This window comes from Pseudomonas sp. Pso3 (genome assembly GCF_055393275.1).
Genome location: NZ_AP043687.1, coordinates 2178342 through 2196425, shown reverse-complemented (window position 1 = coordinate 2196425; position 18084 = coordinate 2178342). Strand labels below are relative to the sequence as shown.

The window sequence follows — 18084 nt, the reverse complement described above, 5'->3', positions numbered from 1 at the left end:
GGCCGGCTGCGGGCTACTTGCCCTTGGCCTGCAGCACCGGCTCGCTGACGCCCTTGACGCCGACCAGGGTCAGGCTGGTCAGCAGCACGTTCTGCGGACCCTGGTAGGCGTCCACCGGCTTGTACCATTCCGCCAGCGAGTGGGCACTGCCACCCTCCCCGCCACCGCTGATGGTCATGGCCGGAATGCCCAGCGACATGGCGGTGTTGGAATCGGTGCTGCCACCGCTGAGGGTGACCTTGGCGCCCTTGGTGACCGCCGCAATGGAGCGCTGCGCCGTCTGCACCATGGGCGAATCCTCCGCCGTGCCCCCGGCCGGACGATCGCCGATCAGCTTGATGTCCACCGAGATCTGGTCGGTCTCCCAGCGCTGGTTCTCTTCCTTCACCGCGTCCTGCACCAGGGCCAGAATCTCCTTCTCTTCGGCCAGCAGCGCGGCCTCTTCGTTGGATCTCATGTCCAGGGTCAGGCGCGCCTCGCCGGCGATGGCATTGACCGAGGTGCCGCCCTGCACCGTGCCCACGGTGAAGGTGGTCTTGGGTTCCTTGGGCGGACGGACCTCGGCGATCTTGGCAATGGCGCGACCCATGGCGTGGATGGCGCTGGGCCGACCGAATTCGGCGAAGCTGTGGCCACCCGGTCCCTTGAAGGTCATCTCGTATCTGTGGCTGCCGGTACCGCGATTGACGATGCGGCGCACGTCGATGCCATCCACCGAGATGAAGCCGTCGATGCCCTGGCGATCCTTGAACAGCGCCTTCACCCCGCGCAGGTTGCCCAGCTCTTCCTCGCCCACGGTGCCGACGAAGACCAGGTCGCCCACCGTCTCGATGCCACTCTTGTTCAGGGCGTCGATCACCGACAGCAACGCCGCCAGGCCCCGGGCGTCATCGCCGATGCCGGGGCCGTAGGTCCTGCCGTCCTTTTCCTTGAGGGTCAGGTCGGTGCCCTCGGGAAACACCGTGTCCAGGTGCGCCGACACCACCAGCTGCGGACCCTGGCCAGTGCCCTTGCGGGTAGCGATCACATAGCCTTCCGGGGCGATGCTGGCGTCCTTGAGACCCAGCTCCTGGAAGCGCTTGAGGTAATACTCGGCGCGCACCTTTTCCTTGAACGGCGGCGCGGGAATCTGGGCGATGTGCTTCTGTTCCGTGAAGGTCCGACCATCGTCGGCGCGCAGCGCTTCCAGCGCCTTGGCGACCCGGGCATCGCCCTGGACGGCGGACAGGGAACCCTCGACCCCCGGCGCGGCGGCCAGGGGCAGCGCCAGGGTAGCGGTTGCGGCGGTGAGCACTAGAGCGGAAAAGCGGTTGGCCAAGGCCGAACGAGCAAAAGACATCTGACACTCCCATTGCCTGAATTGGTATTCCGATTGAGCACAATCGTCAGACGAATGCGCCCTGCCTGACCCTAGGTGTCCGCGCACGAAAGGTCAAAGCACGGGACGCTCTCGGATATGTGGCGTCGTTCAGGGTGCTCTGCGCGACTCAGGCGTCCAGAAATCTGCGCCCCTAGGCGGCCAGTCGCCGCAGTCGGGGGCAGATCTCGGTGCCGCGTTCGGCCAAGGCGGCATGCGGGAGGGTCGGCACGGGCAAAAGCGACGGGAAGGTTTTATCGGAAATATCCAAAGCCGCCCTACGTCTCTAGGGAATCTTGGCGATGCAGGAAAGGAATGACCCGAAGTCCTGCATGCTTCACTCGGCCCGTCCGGCCTCGACCAGGTGCTCTCGCGCCCACTGCTCAGCACTGGTCACCGGGAAACCGTGTCGGGCATTGAAGGTGGTCTCCATCGGCCAGGCGACGCCGCGGCCCTGGGCGAAGACGGCGCGGTACTTCCAGATGTGCTTGAGCTGCTCGTCAGGCTCTTTCTCCAGCTCATCCAGCAGTTGGGGAAGCGTCCACACCCGGGTGCTGAAGGGCCGCTGCAGCACCCGCTCCAGCAGCGCGGCCAACTCGCCATAGGCCAGGGTATCACCGGCGAGATAGACGATCTCGTTACGAAAGCGCGGCTCGAAAAACACGATCTCCGCCGTCAGCCTGCCGATATCCTCTGGCGTCGTCAGGGTCACCTGGGTATCCAGACTGCCCAGCGCTCTGACGGTATCCGTCACGAGATCGACGACCTCGAACGCGGGTTCGAACAGGAAGCTGGTAAACATCCCGGTGGAAATGATCACCCACTCGGTCTGGCTCTGGGCGCGCAGCAATTCGCGCACCTCGAGTTGCGCATCGAACAGGTCCTGGGGGCTGCCGCGGCCGATGACGTCGTAGTCCACCCCGAATTGCCAGGGAAAGTAGCGCTTCACACCCGAGGCGAGTGCCGCACGCGCCAGCTTCATGGGGGTTTCCCGGCCAGCGACCATGCCGGCGCAGCCAATGACGGTATCGAATCGCGCGAAGACCGCCGCCAGTTCGGCGATGGAATCATTGACCAGGTCGCCTGCCACCAGGGCGACGCCGAGCGCGCGCAGCTCGTCCAGCTCCCTTTTCTTGCCAGCGTCCTGGCTGTCGAGGGTCGACTGGCGCAGCAACACGCTCACCTTCGAACCGGGTTTCTCCTTGGCAAGCCGGGCGAGATTGCGCAGTACCGGCAAGCCGAGTTCGCCCGCGCCAAGCACGAGAATGGATTGGGTAGCGGTAGGGAATGGGTTAGTCATCATGACTCCTGACGTCAGGTATAAGATGAGCGAATGCTGGCAGACGCCAGCGGCGCTCAGAAGAAGGCACACGCGTGATACCAGGGGACGAGATGACCGATCTGGAACTCCTCCAACAGTCCGAAGCCATCTGCCAGACACTCAGGCGGGACGAAGACGGCGTACGCCGCGAGGTGCTGACCCATGCGGGCAGTCGCTGGTCCCTGGGGGTCCTGCATGCGCTGGGGGTCTATGGCGTCATGCGGCACGCCGAACTGGCGCGGCAACTGTCGGGCATCACCCAGCGGATGCTGACCAAGACCCTGCGCGCCCTCGAACGCGACGGCCTGCTGCTGCGGCACGACTTCGACGAAGTCCCGCCCCGGGTCGAATACGAGTTGACGCCGCTGGGCATGAGCCTGCTGCTCCGGATGACGCCCATCTGGACCTGGGTTATCGAGAATGTGGAAGATTTTCGGGCAGCGCGCCGCGCCTTCGATGAGCGAGGCCCGGAGAAGCCGGCGTGGCAATCGCCCAGACCGATGCCGAACGAGCCTACTGGCGAAGACCCACGGGCTTGAGTGCAACCGCTACCCTCCACAGTGGCTGGCGCCCTGATCCGAGCCCGGCCTGTGAGCCCTGAGCGGATCAGGCCGCTCCGCCCCTGCTCGAACTTGCCCGCTCAGGAATCGACCCCATGAGACTCTCCCATCTGGACCACCTGGTCATCGTGGCCCCGACCCTGGCCGCGGGCGCCCGGTATGTCGAGGAGCGCCTCGGCGTGGCGCTGCAGCCCGGCGGCCAGCATGCGCGCATGGGTACCCACAACCTGCTGCTGGGGCTGGGGGACGGCTATCTGGAAGTCATAGCCCCGGACCCGGACGCGCCGCCGCCGACCAGATCGCGCTGGTTCGGGCTGGATGAGCTAGCACCGGATGCTGCGCCCCGCCTGGCCCACTGGGTGGCCGGGACCCAGGGCTTGGCGCAGGCGGATGCGCACCTCACGCGGACCTTCGGCCGCATCGAGTCGATGAGTCGCGGCGCGCTGGCCTGGCAGATCTCGATCCATGCCGATGGGCAGCTGCCACTGGGCGGGGTCCTGCCCAGCCTGATCGACTGGGGCAACGCCCGGCACCCGGCGGCTGGGCTGATCGATCAGGGCTGTCGCCTGCAGCGCCTGGAGCTCAGGCATCCCGATGCCGCGGGGCTCGGGCAGCAGCTGGAGGCGATCGGCTTTGCCGGACCCGTCGCGGTGCTGCCTGAAGAGAGACCCGGCTTGCTGGCCTACCTGGAGACGCCGACGGGTCTGAAGACCCTCTGACGGTCGGCCCCCAAACGGCGACCCCTCACCCGTTCAGCCCGGCACCACCAGTCCCTTGGCGCGGTAGGCGTCTATGTCGATGCCATAGGCACCCGAGGGTTTCACTTCGCGAACGCTGACCAGACGGCCCTGCTCATCGAGCGGATTGCGCGCCAGGTCGAGCACCCGCTCCGGGCGCGGCTGCTTGCTGGCGTCCAGCACGATCAGCACGCGGGGCTTCAATTTGCTGCCGGCGTCGAAGCCGATGATGATGCCCACCTCGCCGGTGCTCAGCTCGACGATCTCGCCCGGCGGATAGACGCCGATCAGCTGGATGAAGGCCAGCACGACGACTTCGTCGAATTGCGTGCCCCGGGCTTCGAACAGTACGCGCAGGGCTTCCAGGCTGGAGCGGCCCTCGCTGTAGGGGCGATCGCTGGTGATGGCGTCGTAGGCGTCCACCACGGCGATGATCCTGGCCTTGAAGGGGATGCGGTGCGCCGGCAGCTGGCGGGGATACCCCTTGCCATCCATGCGCTCGTGGTGGGTATGGGCGACGTCGACGGCGGCCGGCGGCACCTCGCTGTTGGCCATCAGCAACTGATAGCCGTAGGTGGTATGGGCCTGCATGATGCGAAATTCTTCGTCGGTCAGGCGGCCTGGCTTGTTGAGGATCTCGTCGGGCACCTTGATCTTGCCGACGTCGTGCAGCATGCCGCACACCCCGAGTTCTTCCAGTTCGAGAGGCAGCAGGCCCAGCGCCTTGCCCAGGGCGATGGCATAGAGCGAGACGCGCAGGCAGTGCTCCGCGGTGTAGTGGTCGCGCTGCTTGATGCGCGCCAGCCAGAGGCTGGCCGCGGGGTGCTTGAGCACACTCTCGACGCACTCGCCGACCGCGCGGCGCACTTCGCCGACGTCGAGTTCCTTGCCGAACTTAACGGCGTCGAGCATGCGCATCGACACGGCGCGGGCTTCACGCCACACCGGTTCGGTGGTCTTGACCTCATCGCGGTAGTCGATGGCATAGGTCTTGGCCTGAGCGCCTGCCGACAGGCTGGCGGACAGCGGCGTCACCGTATGGCTCTGGCGGCGATCCACCCAGACGAATTCGCAGGTCTCCTGCAGGGTGCGCAGGTCGTGCGCGTTCTGGATGGGAAAGCCCTGGAACAGGAAGGGCGTGCCCGCCCAGGGTCGATCCAGTTCGCAGACGTACATGCCCAGCTGCAATTGGGAGACAGGTACTCTGAGACTGTATTGGGGCAGCGCCATGGTTTCTCTGCGAGAGCGTCGAGGGACGCAACTAAATAGGTATTACAATAACCATTGATACCAAAAAGCCACTACTCGGGAAAGCGCCCGGCGGGTTCGGGCTGATGAGCCGGCGAAACAGGGTGGCCAAAGGTAACCGAATGTAAGAAGAGCGGGCGCGCGACCGCCGTCAGCGCGCCCTGCCCCTCACGCCAGCTTGAAGCGGCGCACCAGCGTCTGAAGTTCACCGGCCAGTTCCGACAGCTGCTCGCTGGCGCCCACGGTTTCGCGGTTGCCATCGCTGGTCTGCACCGACAGATCGCGGATGCTGATGAGGTTGCGGTCCACCTCGCGGGAGACATGGGCCTGCTCTTCGGAGGCGGTGGCGATCTGCAGATTGCGCTCGTCGATCAGGCGCACGGCCTGGAGGATGTCGCTCAAGGCCGTGCCGGCTTCCTGGGCGATCACATAGGTGGCCTGGGCCTGGGTGGTGCTGAGCTGCATGGAATCCACGGCTTCGGCTGAGCCCTTCTGGATCGCCTGGATCATCTGCTCGATCTCGCGGGTCGAGGTCTGGGTGCGGTGCGCCAGGGCGCGGACCTCGTCGGCGACCACGGCGAAGCCGCGACCCTGCTCGCCCGCGCGGGCGGCCTCGATGGCGGCGTTCAGCGCCAGCAGGTTGGTCTGCTCGGCGATGGCGCCGATCACACTGAGCACCTGACTGATGTCCTGGGCCTGCCCGGCCAGGCCTTCGACCTGGACCGAGGTCGACTGCACCTGCTGGGTGAGACGCTGCATGGCGTCGAGGGCCTGGCCGACCTTGGTGTTGCCGTTTTCCGCCGCAGCACTGGATTCCCGCGCGGCCTGGGAGGTGGAGGCGGCGTTGCGCGCCACCTCTTCCACGGCGGCGCTCATTTCGGTGACCGCGGTGGCGGCCTGGTCGATCTCGGCGTTCTGGCTGGCCAGGGCGCGACTGGCCTGGTCGGTGACGGCGTGCATGGTGCGGGCGGTATCACTCAGGCGGTCGGACGAACGCGAGATACCGTGGAGGGTATCCTTGAGATTGTCCTGCATCTGCGCCAGGGCGCGCATCAGGCCGGCGGCTTCGTCCTTGCCCGTGGGATCTATCCGGCCGGTCAGCTCACCCTGGGCGATGGCATTGGCCACGGCCAGGGAGTCGCCGATCGGCTGAGCCAGGCTACGGGTCAGACGCCAGGCCAGCAGCAGGGTCACCAGCACCGCCAGCAGCATGATGCCGACCACGATGCTGACGCTGCGGTCATAGATGCCGGTGGCCGCCTCCCCCGCGTGACGGGCGCCTTCGCCGTTGAAATCGCGCAGGCGGGTCAGTTGCTCCTGATAGCCTTCGGCCCGCTGGCGCTGCTCGCCATTGGCCAGCCTAAGGGCCTCGGCGCGATCGCTGGCGGCCAGGGTGACGATGCGATCCAGCCCGTCCAGGTAGCCTTTCATCTGCAGCGCGGCCTGCTCGAAATTGGCGCGCTCTTCAGCGGTAGAGATCAGATGGTCGCGGTAATAGGCCGTGCGCGCATTCATCAGATCGCGATTCTGCTGGATCTTCCGCGTTGCCATGGCCATGGCGGCGCTGTCCTCAGTGGCCAGCAGCCGAATGCTCTCCAGCCGGGTGTGCATCAAGGCGATCTGGATGTCATCGGTGGTCTGGATACTCGCCAGCCACTCGGCCTCCATCGCCTGCTCGGTGGCGCGCAGGGCCTTGAGCTGGACCAGGGCGAAGGCTCCTAGCAGCATCACGAACAGGGTGACTGCACCAAAGCAGAGGATGGCGCGGGGGGCGATGCGTAGCTGACGAAGGTTCAAGACGGGCTCCTTGGATCGGCGAAAGGCGATCCTCTAAAACCCGTATCGACTGACTATTGCCTTTCTTTAGCGCGCAAGTGATTGGCGCGACAACCAGGCTGCGGAGCCGGTCCAGCGCCTGTACGCCCGACAGGAAAGGCCTAGCCGCGCGACGCCTCCAGCCGCTCGACCATCTTGACCAGCTCCGCCAGGGAACCGGCCTGCAGCTTGCGCATCAGGGCGGCGCGACGCACCTTGACGGTGATCTCGCTGACCCCCAGCTGGGCGGCGATCTGCTTGTTGAGCAGCCCGGTCACCACCCGCGCCAGCACCAATCGCTCGCCGTCGTTGAGGGTGTCGAGGCGGCTCTGCAGATCCTGCAACTGGCGGCGCTGGGCATGGGCGTCCTGCGCCTTGCGCAGTGCCTGGTCGATGGCATCGAGCAGGTCCTGGTCGCGAAACGGCTTGGTGAGGAATTCCAGGGCGCCCTGCTTCATCGCCCGGACCGACATGGGGATGTCGCCATGGCCGGTGATGAAGATGATCGGCAGCGCCAGGCCACGCCGCTGCAACTCCTGCTGCAGATCCAGGCCGTTCATGCCGGGCATGCGCACGTCCAGCACCAGGCAGCCCGGCGCGTCCAGCCGGGCCCGCTCGAGAAAGTCGGCGGCCGAGGCATAGCTGCGGGTATCGAGCCCCACGGACGCCAGCAGGTCTTCCACGGCGGCGCGCACCGAGGCGTCGTCGTCCACCAGGTGGACCAGGGTGGGCTGAGTTTGGTCGGTCATGCTCGCTGAGGTCATGGTTGTGGATCCTTGGGCAGGCTGCAGTAGACCCCGGTGCCGCCCTCCGGCAACGAGGTGGCCCAGATCCGCCCGCCGTGGGCTTCGACGATGGAGCGACTCAGCGCCAGGCCTAGGCCCATGCCCTGCGCCTTGGTGGTGTAGAAAGCCTCGAACATCTGCTCGCGCGCTACCGGCGTCAAGCCACGACCGCTGTCTTCGACGCCGAGGCGGATGGCGCCGGCGGTGTCCTGCCCCACCTGGATGACCACCCGCCGCTGCTCGGGCGGTATCCCTTCTAGGGCGTCCAGAGCATTGAGCAGCAGATTGAGGATGACCTGCTGCAGCTGGCTTTCGTCGGCCAGCAGCGGCGGCAGGCCCTCCTGCAGGCGCACCTCCACGGCGACCTGGCGCTGGCTCAATTCGGCGCGGACGAAATCCAGCACCTTCTCCACGGTATCGGCGACGTTGAGCCAATCCTTGGCCACCTGCGCCTGGCGCACCAGACTGCGCACCCGGGCGATCACTGCGCTGGCGCGGTGGGCGTCGTCGATGACCCGTTGCGCGGCCTGCACGGCGCGCTCCACCTGCGGCGGCTGATTGCTCAACCAGCGCTGGCAGGCGTTGCCACTGGCGGCGATGGCGGTGAGCGGCTGATTCACCTCATGGGCGATGGACGCGGCCAGTTCACCCAGCTGGCTCAGGCGCCCGGCCTGGACCAGGCGCGTCCGGGCCGCATCGGCGGCGCGCTTGGCGGCCTCCAGGCGCAGCGACAGGGCGGCGACCGCGACGATGGCCAGCAGGCTGATGATGCAGTTGACCAGCCCCGCCTCCTGGTCGCCGCTACGGGTGGCGACATAGCTGCAGAGCACCAGCAGCGTGCAGCCCAGGGCGGTGACCGTGACCCCGCGCGCGGACAGGAAACCGGCCGCCAGGAGCACCACCACCACCTGGAAGACGCCGATGGCGATCTCCCGGTCGGTGAGGGTGTCCAGCAGGGCGATGCCCAGCGCCAGGGCGCAGAGGCCCCCTAGCCGCAGCCAATGGGTGGTGGTGGCGAAGGGTCGTCGATCCATGGCCAGTTTCTCGTTCGTGGTCGCTCTTAACCTGGATTTTCCAGGCTGAACATATCGGCCGCCTGATCATAGGCGAAGAGCTCTCCATAGCGCCCCCACTGGATGGCGCTGCCGAGGGTGCGGGCGGCGTCGGCTTCGTCCATGAAGTCCTCCAGTTCGTCGCGGAAGCGCCGCGCCGGCGCCGTGTGGCCCTGGCGATCGTCCAGCACCCGGCGGATATGGGCCACCAGCGGCACGAAGTTGAGCAACTGGCGGGCGAACAGCTGCTTGCGCACGTCCACCCCCGCCTCGACGTAGGCGCGCCCGGCCGGCAGCAGGCGCAGATCGCCGCCCTCGAGGACCGCCAGGCGCAGCAGCTGCAGCACCTCGGCCAGGGGAAAGAGCTCGTCCAGCGCATAGCCCAGCCCGCCGGCCAGTTCCGGCAGGTCGGCGCGACCGTCGTAGGGCGCGGCCTGGACCGCCTCCAGCAGGCCGGCCAGGGCGTTGGTCGAGACCGTCGGCAGCCGCATGCCCAGGCCATTGCCGGGAACCCCTGCGTCGTGGGGCGCCGGGGTGGTCTCGCCGGTCATGCGCACATAGATCTCCTCCACCAGTTCGCGAAAGGCCGGATCGTGGCGATTGCGCGGCTGCGGCAGGTCGATGTGGATCTCGCTGGCGACGCGCCCGGGATTGCTGGAAAAGATCAGCACCCGATCGCAGAGCAGCACTGCCTCGGCGATGTTGTGGGTGACCATGAGGATCGAACGGATCGGCATGCGCCCCTCGACCCAGAGGTCGAGCAGGTCGGTGCGCAGCGTCTCGGCGGTGAGCACGTCCAGCGCCGAGAAGGGTTCGTCCATCAGCAGCACGTCCGGGTGCACCACCAGGGCACGGGCCAGGCCGACGCGCTGGCGCATGCCGCCGGAGAGCTCCTTGGGATAGGCGCTCTCGAAGCCGTCCAGGCCGATCAGGTCGATGGCGGCCAGGGCGCGACGACGGCGCTCGTCCAGCGGCACGTGCAGGGCTTCCAGGCCGATCTCAACGTTCTGCAGCACGGTCAGCCAGGGAAACAGCGCGAAGCTCTGGAACACCATGCTGACCCGGGCGCGCTGGCCGTCGTCCTTGGGCGGGAAATGGACGGTGCCGCCGCTGGGGGTGAGCAGGCCGGCGATGGATCTGAGCAGGGTCGACTTGCCCGAGCCGGAGCGCCCCAGCAGGCCAACGATCTCGTTTTCGTGCAGGGTCAGGGAGACTTCGTCCAGCACGACCCGGGCCGGACCGCCGGCGTTGCCATAGAGCTGGCGGACGTTCTGGACATCGATCAGGGGACGGGCATTCAGCGCGGTCAGGTTCATGGCATTTCTCCTCTGGAGCCTGTTTAAAGGCTAGCGAGCTAGAGACAGACAAGGCGGAAATGGCTGAGGAAGCGGAGTTTACGAGTGGTAAATGAGCATTCCGAAGCCATTTCCAACGCAGTTCGGCCGACGCGAAGCAGCCTTTGAACAGGCTCTTAGTCGAGCCGTAGGCGCCGCTCGGCGTAGGCATACAGGGGCCGCCACAGCAGCCGGTTGAATCCGAGTACGAAGATCGACATCACCACGATGCCCAGGGCGACCCGCGGGAAATCGCCGGCGGTGGTCATCTGCGCGATGTAGGCGCCCAGGCCATGGGCCTGCAGGCGTTCATTGCCCCAACTCACCACCTCGGCGACGATGCTGGCGTTCCAGGAGCCGCCCGCGGCGGTCAGGGCGCCGGTGACGTAGTAGGGAAAGATCGCCGGCAGGGCCAGCTGCCGCCACCACTGCCAGCGCTTGAGACCGAACAGCCGGGCCGCTTCGCGCAGGTCGTTGGGCAGCACGCTGGCGCCGGCGATGACGTTGAACAGGATGTACCACTGGGTGCCCAGCACCATCAGCGGCGACAGCCAGATGTCCGGATTGAGGTGGAAGCTGACGATGCCCACCACCGCCACCGGGAACAGCACGTTGGCCGGAAAGGCGGCCAGGAACTGGGCCACCGCCTGCAGGCGCTGCGACCAGCCGGGGCGCAGGCCGATCCAGACGCCGATGGGCACCCAGATCAGGCTGGCGACGGCGATCAGCAGCAGCACCCGGGCCATGGTCAGCAGCCCCAGGCCGAGCACCGCGACCGCTTCCACCCAGTAGACGTCGGCGGCGATGAAGCGGTACAGCGCATAGACGCCATAGGGCAGCACCACCAGCAGCGCGCCGTACCAGAGCACGTCCAGCCCGCGCTGCAGCCAGGCGCGGCGGTGCGGCGCCAGGTGCCAGTGCGGCCAGGCGCGGCGGATCCGCGGGGTGGCGAGCTGGGTGCAGAAGCTGCCGAAGCCGCCCAGCATGCGTCCCAGGCGCGCACGCCGGACCAGGTCGTAGACCCAGGAGCGCGGCACCTGCTGGCTGGCGGTCTGCTCGACGCGGAAGCGATCGGCCCAGGCCACCACCGGGCGGAAGAACAGCTGGTCGTAGACCAGGATCACCAGGCCCATGGCCAGCACCGCCCAGCCGATGGCGGCGATGTCCTGCCGGGCGATGGCCAGCGCCAGCCAGGAGCCGATGCCCGGCAGGTTGATGGTGTTGTCGCCCACGGTGATGGCTTCCGAGGCCACCACGAAGAACCAGCCGCCGGACATGGACATCATGGTGTTCCACACCAGGCCGGGGATGGCGAACGGCAGCTCGAGGCGAAAGAACCGGCGCCAGGGCGACAGCCCGAACTGGCGGCTCACCTGCTGCAGGTCCTCGGGCACGGTGCGCAGCGACTGGTAGAAGCCGAACGCCATGTTCCAGGCCTGGCTGGTGAAGATGGCGAAGATGGCCGCGCACTCGGCGCCCAGCTGGCGACCGGGAAAGAGCCCCAGGAAGAAACTCACGGTAAAGGTCAGGAAGCCGAGGATGGGCACCGACTGCAGGATGTCGATGGCCGGCAGGATCAGCAGCTCCGCCTTGCGACTCTTGGCCGCCAGGGTGGCGAAGACAAAGGTGAACAGCAGCGAGGCGCCCAGGGCGATGAACATGCGCAGGGTGGTGCGCAGGGCGTACTCGGGCAGTCGCGCCAGGTCGAGGGTCATGGGATCGGCGTCGAGCACGGCCAGGGGCGCGCGCATCTCGGCGACGCCATGCCAGATCAGCGCCAGGGCGATCAGCCCGAGGGCGAGGCAGAGGGCATCGGCCCACAGGGAGGTGGGACGTTGCCGCAGCGAGCGCGGCGCCACGGCGGGGGTGTAGAGGCCAGGAAGGGTCTTCATGGCGTACCTCTTTGAATGGGGGCCTTGGGAGAGCGGCCGGCCCTGCCGCGCAGGGTTCGGACACCGGGCTAATCTAGGCGCGCCACCCCGTCCCAGCCATCGAAACGATGGACGTTTGGCTATACCAAGGTATATCCCGCCCTCGCCTGCTGCCCTGCGCGCCGGAGGACCTACCGGCGCGCAGGGCCAGAGCAGAAGCTTCATCTCGCTGTCATCGTCCCGACATCTGCCGCCGGCATTGTCTGCCCCCAATGAGATCGATCTCAAACGAGGCCGGCATGACCGATCTGAAACAGGTAGCGCAACAGGCGGGAGTCTCCCGGGCCACCGCGGCACGTGCCTTCGCCACGCCCGAGCAGGTGCGCGAGAGCACTCGGCAGCGGGTGCTGGACGCCGCGCGCAGTCTCAATTTCCGCCCCAACCTGCTGGGCCGCCAGCTGCGCCAGCAGAGCACCCGGCTGATCGGCGTGGTGGTGCCGAGCCTGCTCAACCCGGTGTTCGCCGAACAGCTGCAGGCCATGGAGCGCACCGCGCGCAGCCAGGGCTATTCGCTGGTGATCGCCACCACCGACTACCAGCCGGAGCGCGAGGCGGCGGTGGTGGAGGAACTGCTGCGCCAGCGCGTCGCCGGTCTGGTGCTGACGGTGGCCGATGCCGACCGCAGCGGGGTGCTGGCCGAGCTGAGCCAGGAGCAGACGCCCTTCATCCTGGCCTATCACGAACCCCAGCGCCCCTATGCGGCGGTGGCGGTGGACAACCGCCAGGGCATGGCCATGGCCACCGAGCACCTGCTCGGCCTGGGACACAGCCGCATCGCCCTGGTCTCGGGGCCGGCCCAGCAATCGGATCGCAGCGAGCGCCGGTTCGCCGGCTATTGCCAGGCCATGGCCACCGCCGGCCTGCCGACGCTGCCGCGCCTGGAACTGGCCAGTCACACCGACGCCGACTGGGCGGAGCTGGCGCCGCTACTGGAGCGCCACGCCCCGACCGCCCTGCTCTGCACCAACGATCTGCTGGCCATCAGCGTCATCGCCGAACTGCAGCGCCACGGGGTGCCCGTGCCCGCCGACCTCTCGGTGGTGGGCTTCGACGGCATCGCCATGGGCGCCCGCCTCGAACCCAGCCTGTGCAGCGTCATGCAGCCCTTGCAGAGCCTGGGCGCCGTGCTCGTCACCGAATTGCTGGCGCTGATCGCCGGCAGTGCCACCCACCAGCAGTGTCTGCCCTGCCTCGTCCGTCCCGGCACCAGTGCCGGCCCCTTGAAGGAGCCCTACCGATGAAATCACTCTTCCCCGTGCGTCGCCTCCTGGCCGGCGTGGTCCTGGCCTGTGGCCTGGCCAGCGCCCAGGCCGCCGAAACCGCCATCTGCTACAACTGCCCGCTGGAGTGGGCCGACTGGGGCGCCCAGCTCAAGGCCATCGCCGCCGACACCGGCATCGAAGTCCCCCAGGACAACAAGAATTCCGGCCAGTCGCTGGCCCAGCTGGTGGCCGAACGCGAAGCCCCGGTGGCAGACGTCGTCTACTACGGGGTGACCTTCGGCATCCAGGCCGCCAAGGCCGGGGTGCTGCAGCCCTACCAGCCCAAGCACTGGGACCAGGTCCCGGCGGGCCTCAAGGACCCCCAGGGTGAATGGACCGCCATCCATTCCGGCACCCTCGGCTTCATGGTCAATACCCAGGCCCTGGGCGGCAAGCCGGTGCCGCAGCGCTGGGCCGATCTGCTCAACCCCGAGTACCGCGGCCTGGTCGGCTACCTGGACCCCTCCAGCGCCTTCGTTGGCTACGTCACCGCAGTGGCGCTCAACCAGGCCCTGGGCGGCAACCTCGACGACTTCGGCCCGGCCATGGCCTTCTTCAAGAAGCTGGCCGCCAACGATCCCATCGTGCCCAAGCAGACCGCCTATGCCCGCCTGCTCTCCGGCGAGATCCCGATCCTGGTCGACTACGACTTCAACGCCTACCGCGCCCGCTACAAGGACAACGCCCCGGTGGCCTTCGTCATCCCCCAGGAAGGCAGCCTCACCGTGCCCTACACCATGAGCCTGGTGAAAGGCGCGCCGCATCGCGCCAATGGCGAGAAGGTGCTGGACTACGTGCTCTCGGACAAGGGCCAGGCGCTCTGGGCCCAGGCCTATCTGCGCCCGGTGCGGGACGTGCCGCTGCCGGCCGAGGTGAAGGCGCGCTTCCTGCCCGACGCCGACTATGCCCGCGCCGGCACCGTCGACTACGGTCACATGGCGGCGGTCCAGGAAGCCTTCGCCAAGCGTTATCAGGCCGAGGTGCGCTGAGATGCAGGGCCTCGCCGTCTCCCTCGGGCGCCGCCGGGTGCCGCGCCGGCTGCCCTGGCCGGTGCTCGTCGCCCTGGCACCGGCGAGCGCCTTTCTGCTGGCCTTCTGGCTGCTGCCGCTGGCGCAGCTGCTGGTACTCGGTGCCCGTCCGGACGCTGCCGGCCGCTCCGGCTACTGGCAGGTGCTGACCAGCGCCGGCTACCTGTCCGGACTCGCGCAGACGGTGGCCCTGGCCGCCGTCACCACCCTGGCCACCCTGCTGGTGGCCGGCATCGCCGGCTGCTTCCTGGCGCGGCATGCCTTCGTCGGGCGCAGCCTGCTGGTGGCCCTGCTGACCTTTCCGCTGGCCTTTCCGGGCGTGGTGGTGGGCTTCCTGATCATCCTGCTGGGCGGCCGCCAGGGGCTGTTCGCCGGTCTCGGCCGCAGCCTGGTCGGCGAGCCCTGGGTGTTCGCCTATTCGCTGTTCGGGCTGTTTCTCGGCTATCTCTATTTCTCCATCCCGCGGGTGATCCTCACGGTGATGGCGGCTTGCGAGACCCTCGACACCAGCCTGGAAGAAGCCGCCCGCTCCCTGGGCGCTGGGCTCTTCGCTGTGGTGCGCGATGTGCTGATCCCGGGCCTGACCCCGGCGCTGCTGTCCAGCGGCGCCCTGTGCTTCGCCACCGCGATGGGCGCCTTCGGCACCGCCTTCACCCTCGGCACGCGGCTGGCGGTGACGCCCATCGCCATCTACGACACCTTCACCAACTTCGCCAACTTCGGCGTGGCCGCGGCGCTCTCGGTGGTGCTCGGCCTCGTCACCTGGCTGGTCCTGCTGCTGGCGCGGCGCCTCGGCGGCGTCCAGGGAGACCTGCGATGAATCGACCCCTGCGCTTCTGGCTACAACTGCTGTTCACCCTGCTGGTGGCAGCCTTCCTGCTGGTGCCGGTGCTGCTCTCGGTACTGGCCGGCCTCACCCGCCACTACTTCCAGGGCCTCACCAGCGGCCTCACCCTCGACTGGGTGATCCAGGTCTGGCAGGCCTATGCGCCCACCGTCTGGCTGTCGCTGCAACTGGCGCTGGGCACGGCGGCCCTCGCAGTGGTGCTCGGCGTCCCGGCGGCCTATGCCCTGGTGCGTCTGGACAACCGCTTCGCCCGCGCCTTCGAGGAATTGCTGGTGTTGCCGGTGGCCATGCCCGGCTTCGCCTCGGCGCTGGCGCTGCTGCTGACCTACGGTCACCTGGGCGGCTTTCGCCGCAGCCCGGCGATCATCCTGGTGGGCCACCTGCTGTTCACCCTGCCTTTCCTCATCCGCCCGGTGATGGCGGTGCTCAGACGCAGCCAGCTGCCGCTGCTGGAGGAAGCCGCCGCCAGCCTCGGCGCCGGTCCCTGGCAGCGCTTCTTCGGCGTGGTGGTGCCCAATGCCCGCGCCGGCATCCTCGCCGGCAGCCTCATGGTGATCACCCTCTCGCTGGGTGAATTCAACCTCACCTGGATGCTGCACACGCCCCTGACCAAGACCCTGCCGGTGGGCCTGGCCGACAGCTACGCCTCGGCGCGGCTGGAGGTGGGCTCCGCCTACACCCTGATCTTCCTATTGCTGATCGTGCCGCTGCTGGTCGCCCTCCAGGCCCTCAGCGCCCGCCTGTCCCGTGGAGCCCTGCGATGACCCAAGGTACCGCCGTCCGCCTGCGCCACTGCGCCAAGACCTTTGCCGGAGGCCGCCAGGTGCTGCAGCCCCTGGACCTCGACATCCACCCGGGCGAGACCCTGGTGTTTCTCGGCCCGTCCGGCTGTGGCAAGACCACCACCCTGCGCCTGATCGCCGGCCTGGAGCAGCCCGATGCCGGTGGCCAGGTGCTGTTCGACGACCGCGACGTCACCGGCCTGCCCATCGAGCGGCGCGACGTCGGCATGGTGTTCCAGAACTACGCCCTGTTTCCCAACCTGGACGTGGCCGGCAACATCGCCTACGGCCTGAAGATCCGTGGCCTGCCGCGCGCCGAGCGCGATGCCCGGGTCGCCGAGCTGCTGGCCATGATGCACCTCGAGCCCCTGGCCGAGCGGCGCATCCAGCAGCTGTCCGGTGGCCAGCGCCAGCGCGTGGCCCTGGCCCGGGCCCTGGCGCCGCGCCCCCGGGTGCTGCTGTTCGACGAACCCCTGGCGGCGCTGGACGCCCAGCTGCGCGAGCAGTTGCGGGCCGACATCGGCGCGCTGCTGCGCGAACTCGGCACTACCGCCGTCTACGTCACCCACGACCAGCAGGAAGCCCTGGCCCTGGGCGATCGCATCGTGGTGATGGGCGAAGGCCGCATCGCCCAGATCGGCACCCCGACGCAGATCTACCAGCGCCCGGCCAGTCGCTTCGTCGCCGGTTTCGTCGGCCAGCTCAACCGCTTCGAGGTGCGCGCCCACAGCGGCGCCGAGGTGGCGGTCGCTGGCGGGCGGCTGCCCTGGACCGGCGCGGCCAGCACCCTGTTCTGTCGCCCGGAACACCTGGAGCCGAGCGCGACGCCCGCGCACCTCACCGGCATCCTGGTCGGGCAATTCTTCCAGGGCGCCCATTCGCGGCTGCTGGTGGAGGTGGGCACCGGCCAGCCGCTGCTGGTGGACACCGCCCAGCCCCTGCAGGCGCAACCGGGCGACCTGCTGCACCTGAACGTGCGCCCCGACGCCCTCTTCACCCTGGCTTCCTGACTGGAGACCCTAATGCACGCGCCCTTCCTGCTGGCCCAGCTCAGCGACCTGCACATCAAGGCCGGCGGCCGGCTGTCCTACGGGGTGGTCGATACCCTCGGCGCCCTGCGCCTGGCGGTGGACCGCCTCAACGCCCTGCAACCGCGCCCGGATGCCCTGGTCATCACCGGGGACCTGGTGGACTTCGGCACCCCCGAGGAATACGCCACCCTGCGCGAGGTGCTGGCCGAGCTGGCCATGCCCTTCTTCGTCATCCCCGGCAATCACGACGACCGCGCCGCCCTGCGCGCCGCCTTCGCCGATCACCCCTATCTGCCGGCCCAGGGCACCCTGGACTGGCAGCAGGACTGCGGCCCGCTGCGGCTGATCGGCCTGGATACCCATATCCCGGGCGAGCACGGGGGGCGTCTCGACGCCAGGCAACTGGCCTGGCTCGACGACCAGCTCGCCCAGGCACCCGAACAGCCGACCCTGGTGCTCCTGCATCACCCGCCGTTCCCGGTCGGCATCGGCCATATGGATCGCATCGGCCTGGCCGGCGGTGCCGAACTGGAAGCGGTGATCCGCCGCCATCCCCAGGTGGAACGCCTGCTCTGCGGTCACCTGCACCGGCTGATCCAGCGCCGCTTCGGCGGCACCCTGGCCTGCGTCTGCCCCGGCGTGTCGCACCAGGTCGACCTGGACCTGCGCGAGGCGGCGCCCTCGCGCTTCCGCCTGGAGCCGCCGGGCCTGCTGCTGCATCGCTGGGCGGACGAGGCGCTGGTGACCCACCATCTGCCGCTGGGCAACTATCCCGGGCCCTATCCCTTCTTCGCCGCCGACGGCCAGTTGCTGGACTGACGCCGCCCCGTTTCGGGTACTGGGGTACCAAGGCGGCGGCAACTGCGACCCAGGCTGGTGCAAAAGGTAACGCCGGCGCCGGACCGCCCTGACCCGCGGCCCAGCGCTGGCAAGCATTTGGTTCCCTGGCATGGGCCTTGCCTTGGCAGATTGGATACAAAAATCCAGGAAGCCA

Annotated in this window: 16 protein-coding genes; 8 read left to right on the top strand and 8 right to left on the bottom strand. The window is 68.2% G+C overall.

Annotated elements, in window-relative coordinates; genetic code table 11:
• Positions 1-13: 13 nt before the first annotated feature.
• Positions 14-1339, bottom strand: coding sequence for a M20/M25/M40 family metallo-hydrolase (locus ACZ5R1_RS10255; RefSeq protein WP_042133815.1), 1326 nt, complete (start codon positions 1337-1339; stop codon positions 14-16).
• 355 nt (positions 1340-1694) lie between these two features.
• Positions 1695-2657 (bottom strand): aromatic alcohol reductase, encoded by a 963-nt coding sequence (locus tag ACZ5R1_RS10250; protein ID WP_464713149.1) that lies wholly within the window; start codon positions 2655-2657, stop codon positions 1695-1697.
• Between the two features lie 92 nt (positions 2658-2749).
• Between ACZ5R1_RS10250 and ACZ5R1_RS10245 the strand changes: the two genes are divergently transcribed.
• Together ACZ5R1_RS10245 and ACZ5R1_RS10240 are read left to right on the top strand one after the other, a co-directional pair.
• Positions 2750-3217: a winged helix-turn-helix transcriptional regulator gene (locus ACZ5R1_RS10245; protein ID WP_027602110.1), complete on the top strand. Its 468-nt coding sequence runs from the start codon at positions 2750-2752 to the stop codon at positions 3215-3217.
• A gap of 116 nt (positions 3218-3333) precedes the next feature.
• Positions 3334-3957, top strand: a complete 624-nt coding sequence (locus ACZ5R1_RS10240) for a VOC family protein (RefSeq protein WP_464713148.1) — start codon at positions 3334-3336, stop codon at positions 3955-3957.
• 33 nt (positions 3958-3990) lie between these two features.
• Here ACZ5R1_RS10240 and ACZ5R1_RS10235 read toward each other — a convergent pair whose 3' ends face one another.
• From ACZ5R1_RS10235 to ACZ5R1_RS10210, 6 genes are all read right to left on the bottom strand, one after another.
• On the bottom strand, positions 3991-5205 hold the full coding sequence (locus ACZ5R1_RS10235; RefSeq protein WP_027602108.1) for an HD-GYP domain-containing protein: 1215 nt from the start codon (positions 5203-5205) through the stop codon (positions 3991-3993).
• Between the two features lie 186 nt (positions 5206-5391).
• Positions 5392-7020, bottom strand: a complete 1629-nt coding sequence (locus tag ACZ5R1_RS10230) for a methyl-accepting chemotaxis protein (RefSeq protein ID WP_074582675.1) — start codon at positions 7018-7020, stop codon at positions 5392-5394.
• A 140-nt stretch (positions 7021-7160) separates the two neighbouring features.
• Positions 7161-7802 (bottom strand): response regulator transcription factor, encoded by a 642-nt coding sequence (locus ACZ5R1_RS10225; RefSeq protein ID WP_074582677.1) that lies wholly within the window; start codon positions 7800-7802, stop codon positions 7161-7163.
• On the bottom strand, positions 7799-8857 hold the full coding sequence (locus tag ACZ5R1_RS10220) for a sensor histidine kinase (protein ID WP_037007009.1): 1059 nt from the start codon (positions 8855-8857) through the stop codon (positions 7799-7801). Before ACZ5R1_RS10220 ends, ACZ5R1_RS10225 begins: the two co-directional genes overlap by 4 nt.
• A 26-nt stretch (positions 8858-8883) precedes the next feature.
• Positions 8884-10191 (bottom strand): ABC transporter ATP-binding protein, encoded by a 1308-nt coding sequence (locus ACZ5R1_RS10215; protein ID WP_464713147.1) that lies wholly within the window; start codon positions 10189-10191, stop codon positions 8884-8886.
• Positions 10192-10346: 155 nt separating this feature from the next.
• Positions 10347-12101 carry an ABC transporter permease gene (locus ACZ5R1_RS10210; protein WP_027602104.1) on the bottom strand — a complete coding sequence of 585 codons (1755 nt, stop codon included), beginning with the start codon at positions 12099-12101 and terminating at the stop codon, positions 10347-10349.
• Positions 12102-12379: 278 nt separating this feature from the next.
• Here ACZ5R1_RS10210 and ACZ5R1_RS10205 point away from each other — a divergent pair, with 278 nt between their 5' ends.
• Genes ACZ5R1_RS10205 through ACZ5R1_RS10180 form a run of 6 tightly spaced genes read left to right on the top strand, consistent with a single transcriptional unit; the run spans position 12380 to position 17909 of the window.
• On the top strand, positions 12380-13381 hold the full coding sequence (locus ACZ5R1_RS10205) for a substrate-binding domain-containing protein (protein WP_108582670.1): 1002 nt from the start codon (positions 12380-12382) through the stop codon (positions 13379-13381).
• On the top strand, positions 13378-14391 hold the full coding sequence (locus ACZ5R1_RS10200) for an ABC transporter substrate-binding protein (RefSeq protein ID WP_144958922.1): 1014 nt from the start codon (positions 13378-13380) through the stop codon (positions 14389-14391). The genes ACZ5R1_RS10205 and ACZ5R1_RS10200 overlap by 4 nt, the downstream gene beginning before the upstream one ends.
• 1 nt (position 14392) lies before the next feature.
• Positions 14393-15250, top strand: a complete 858-nt coding sequence (locus ACZ5R1_RS10195; protein WP_267398434.1) for an ABC transporter permease — start codon at positions 14393-14395, stop codon at positions 15248-15250.
• Complete coding sequence (locus ACZ5R1_RS10190) at positions 15247-16041, top strand: ABC transporter permease (protein WP_464713146.1); 795 nt, start codon at positions 15247-15249, stop codon at positions 16039-16041. Before ACZ5R1_RS10195 ends, ACZ5R1_RS10190 begins: the two co-directional genes overlap by 4 nt.
• A complete protein-coding gene (locus ACZ5R1_RS10185; RefSeq protein WP_074582689.1) occupies positions 16038-17069 on the top strand; it encodes an ABC transporter ATP-binding protein in 1032 nt (343 codons plus the stop codon). The genes ACZ5R1_RS10190 and ACZ5R1_RS10185 overlap by 4 nt, the downstream gene beginning before the upstream one ends.
• 12 nt (positions 17070-17081) lie before the next feature.
• Positions 17082-17909, top strand: coding sequence for a phosphodiesterase (locus ACZ5R1_RS10180; protein ID WP_108582674.1), 828 nt, complete (start codon positions 17082-17084; stop codon positions 17907-17909).
• The last annotated feature ends 175 nt before the right edge of the window (positions 17910-18084 follow it).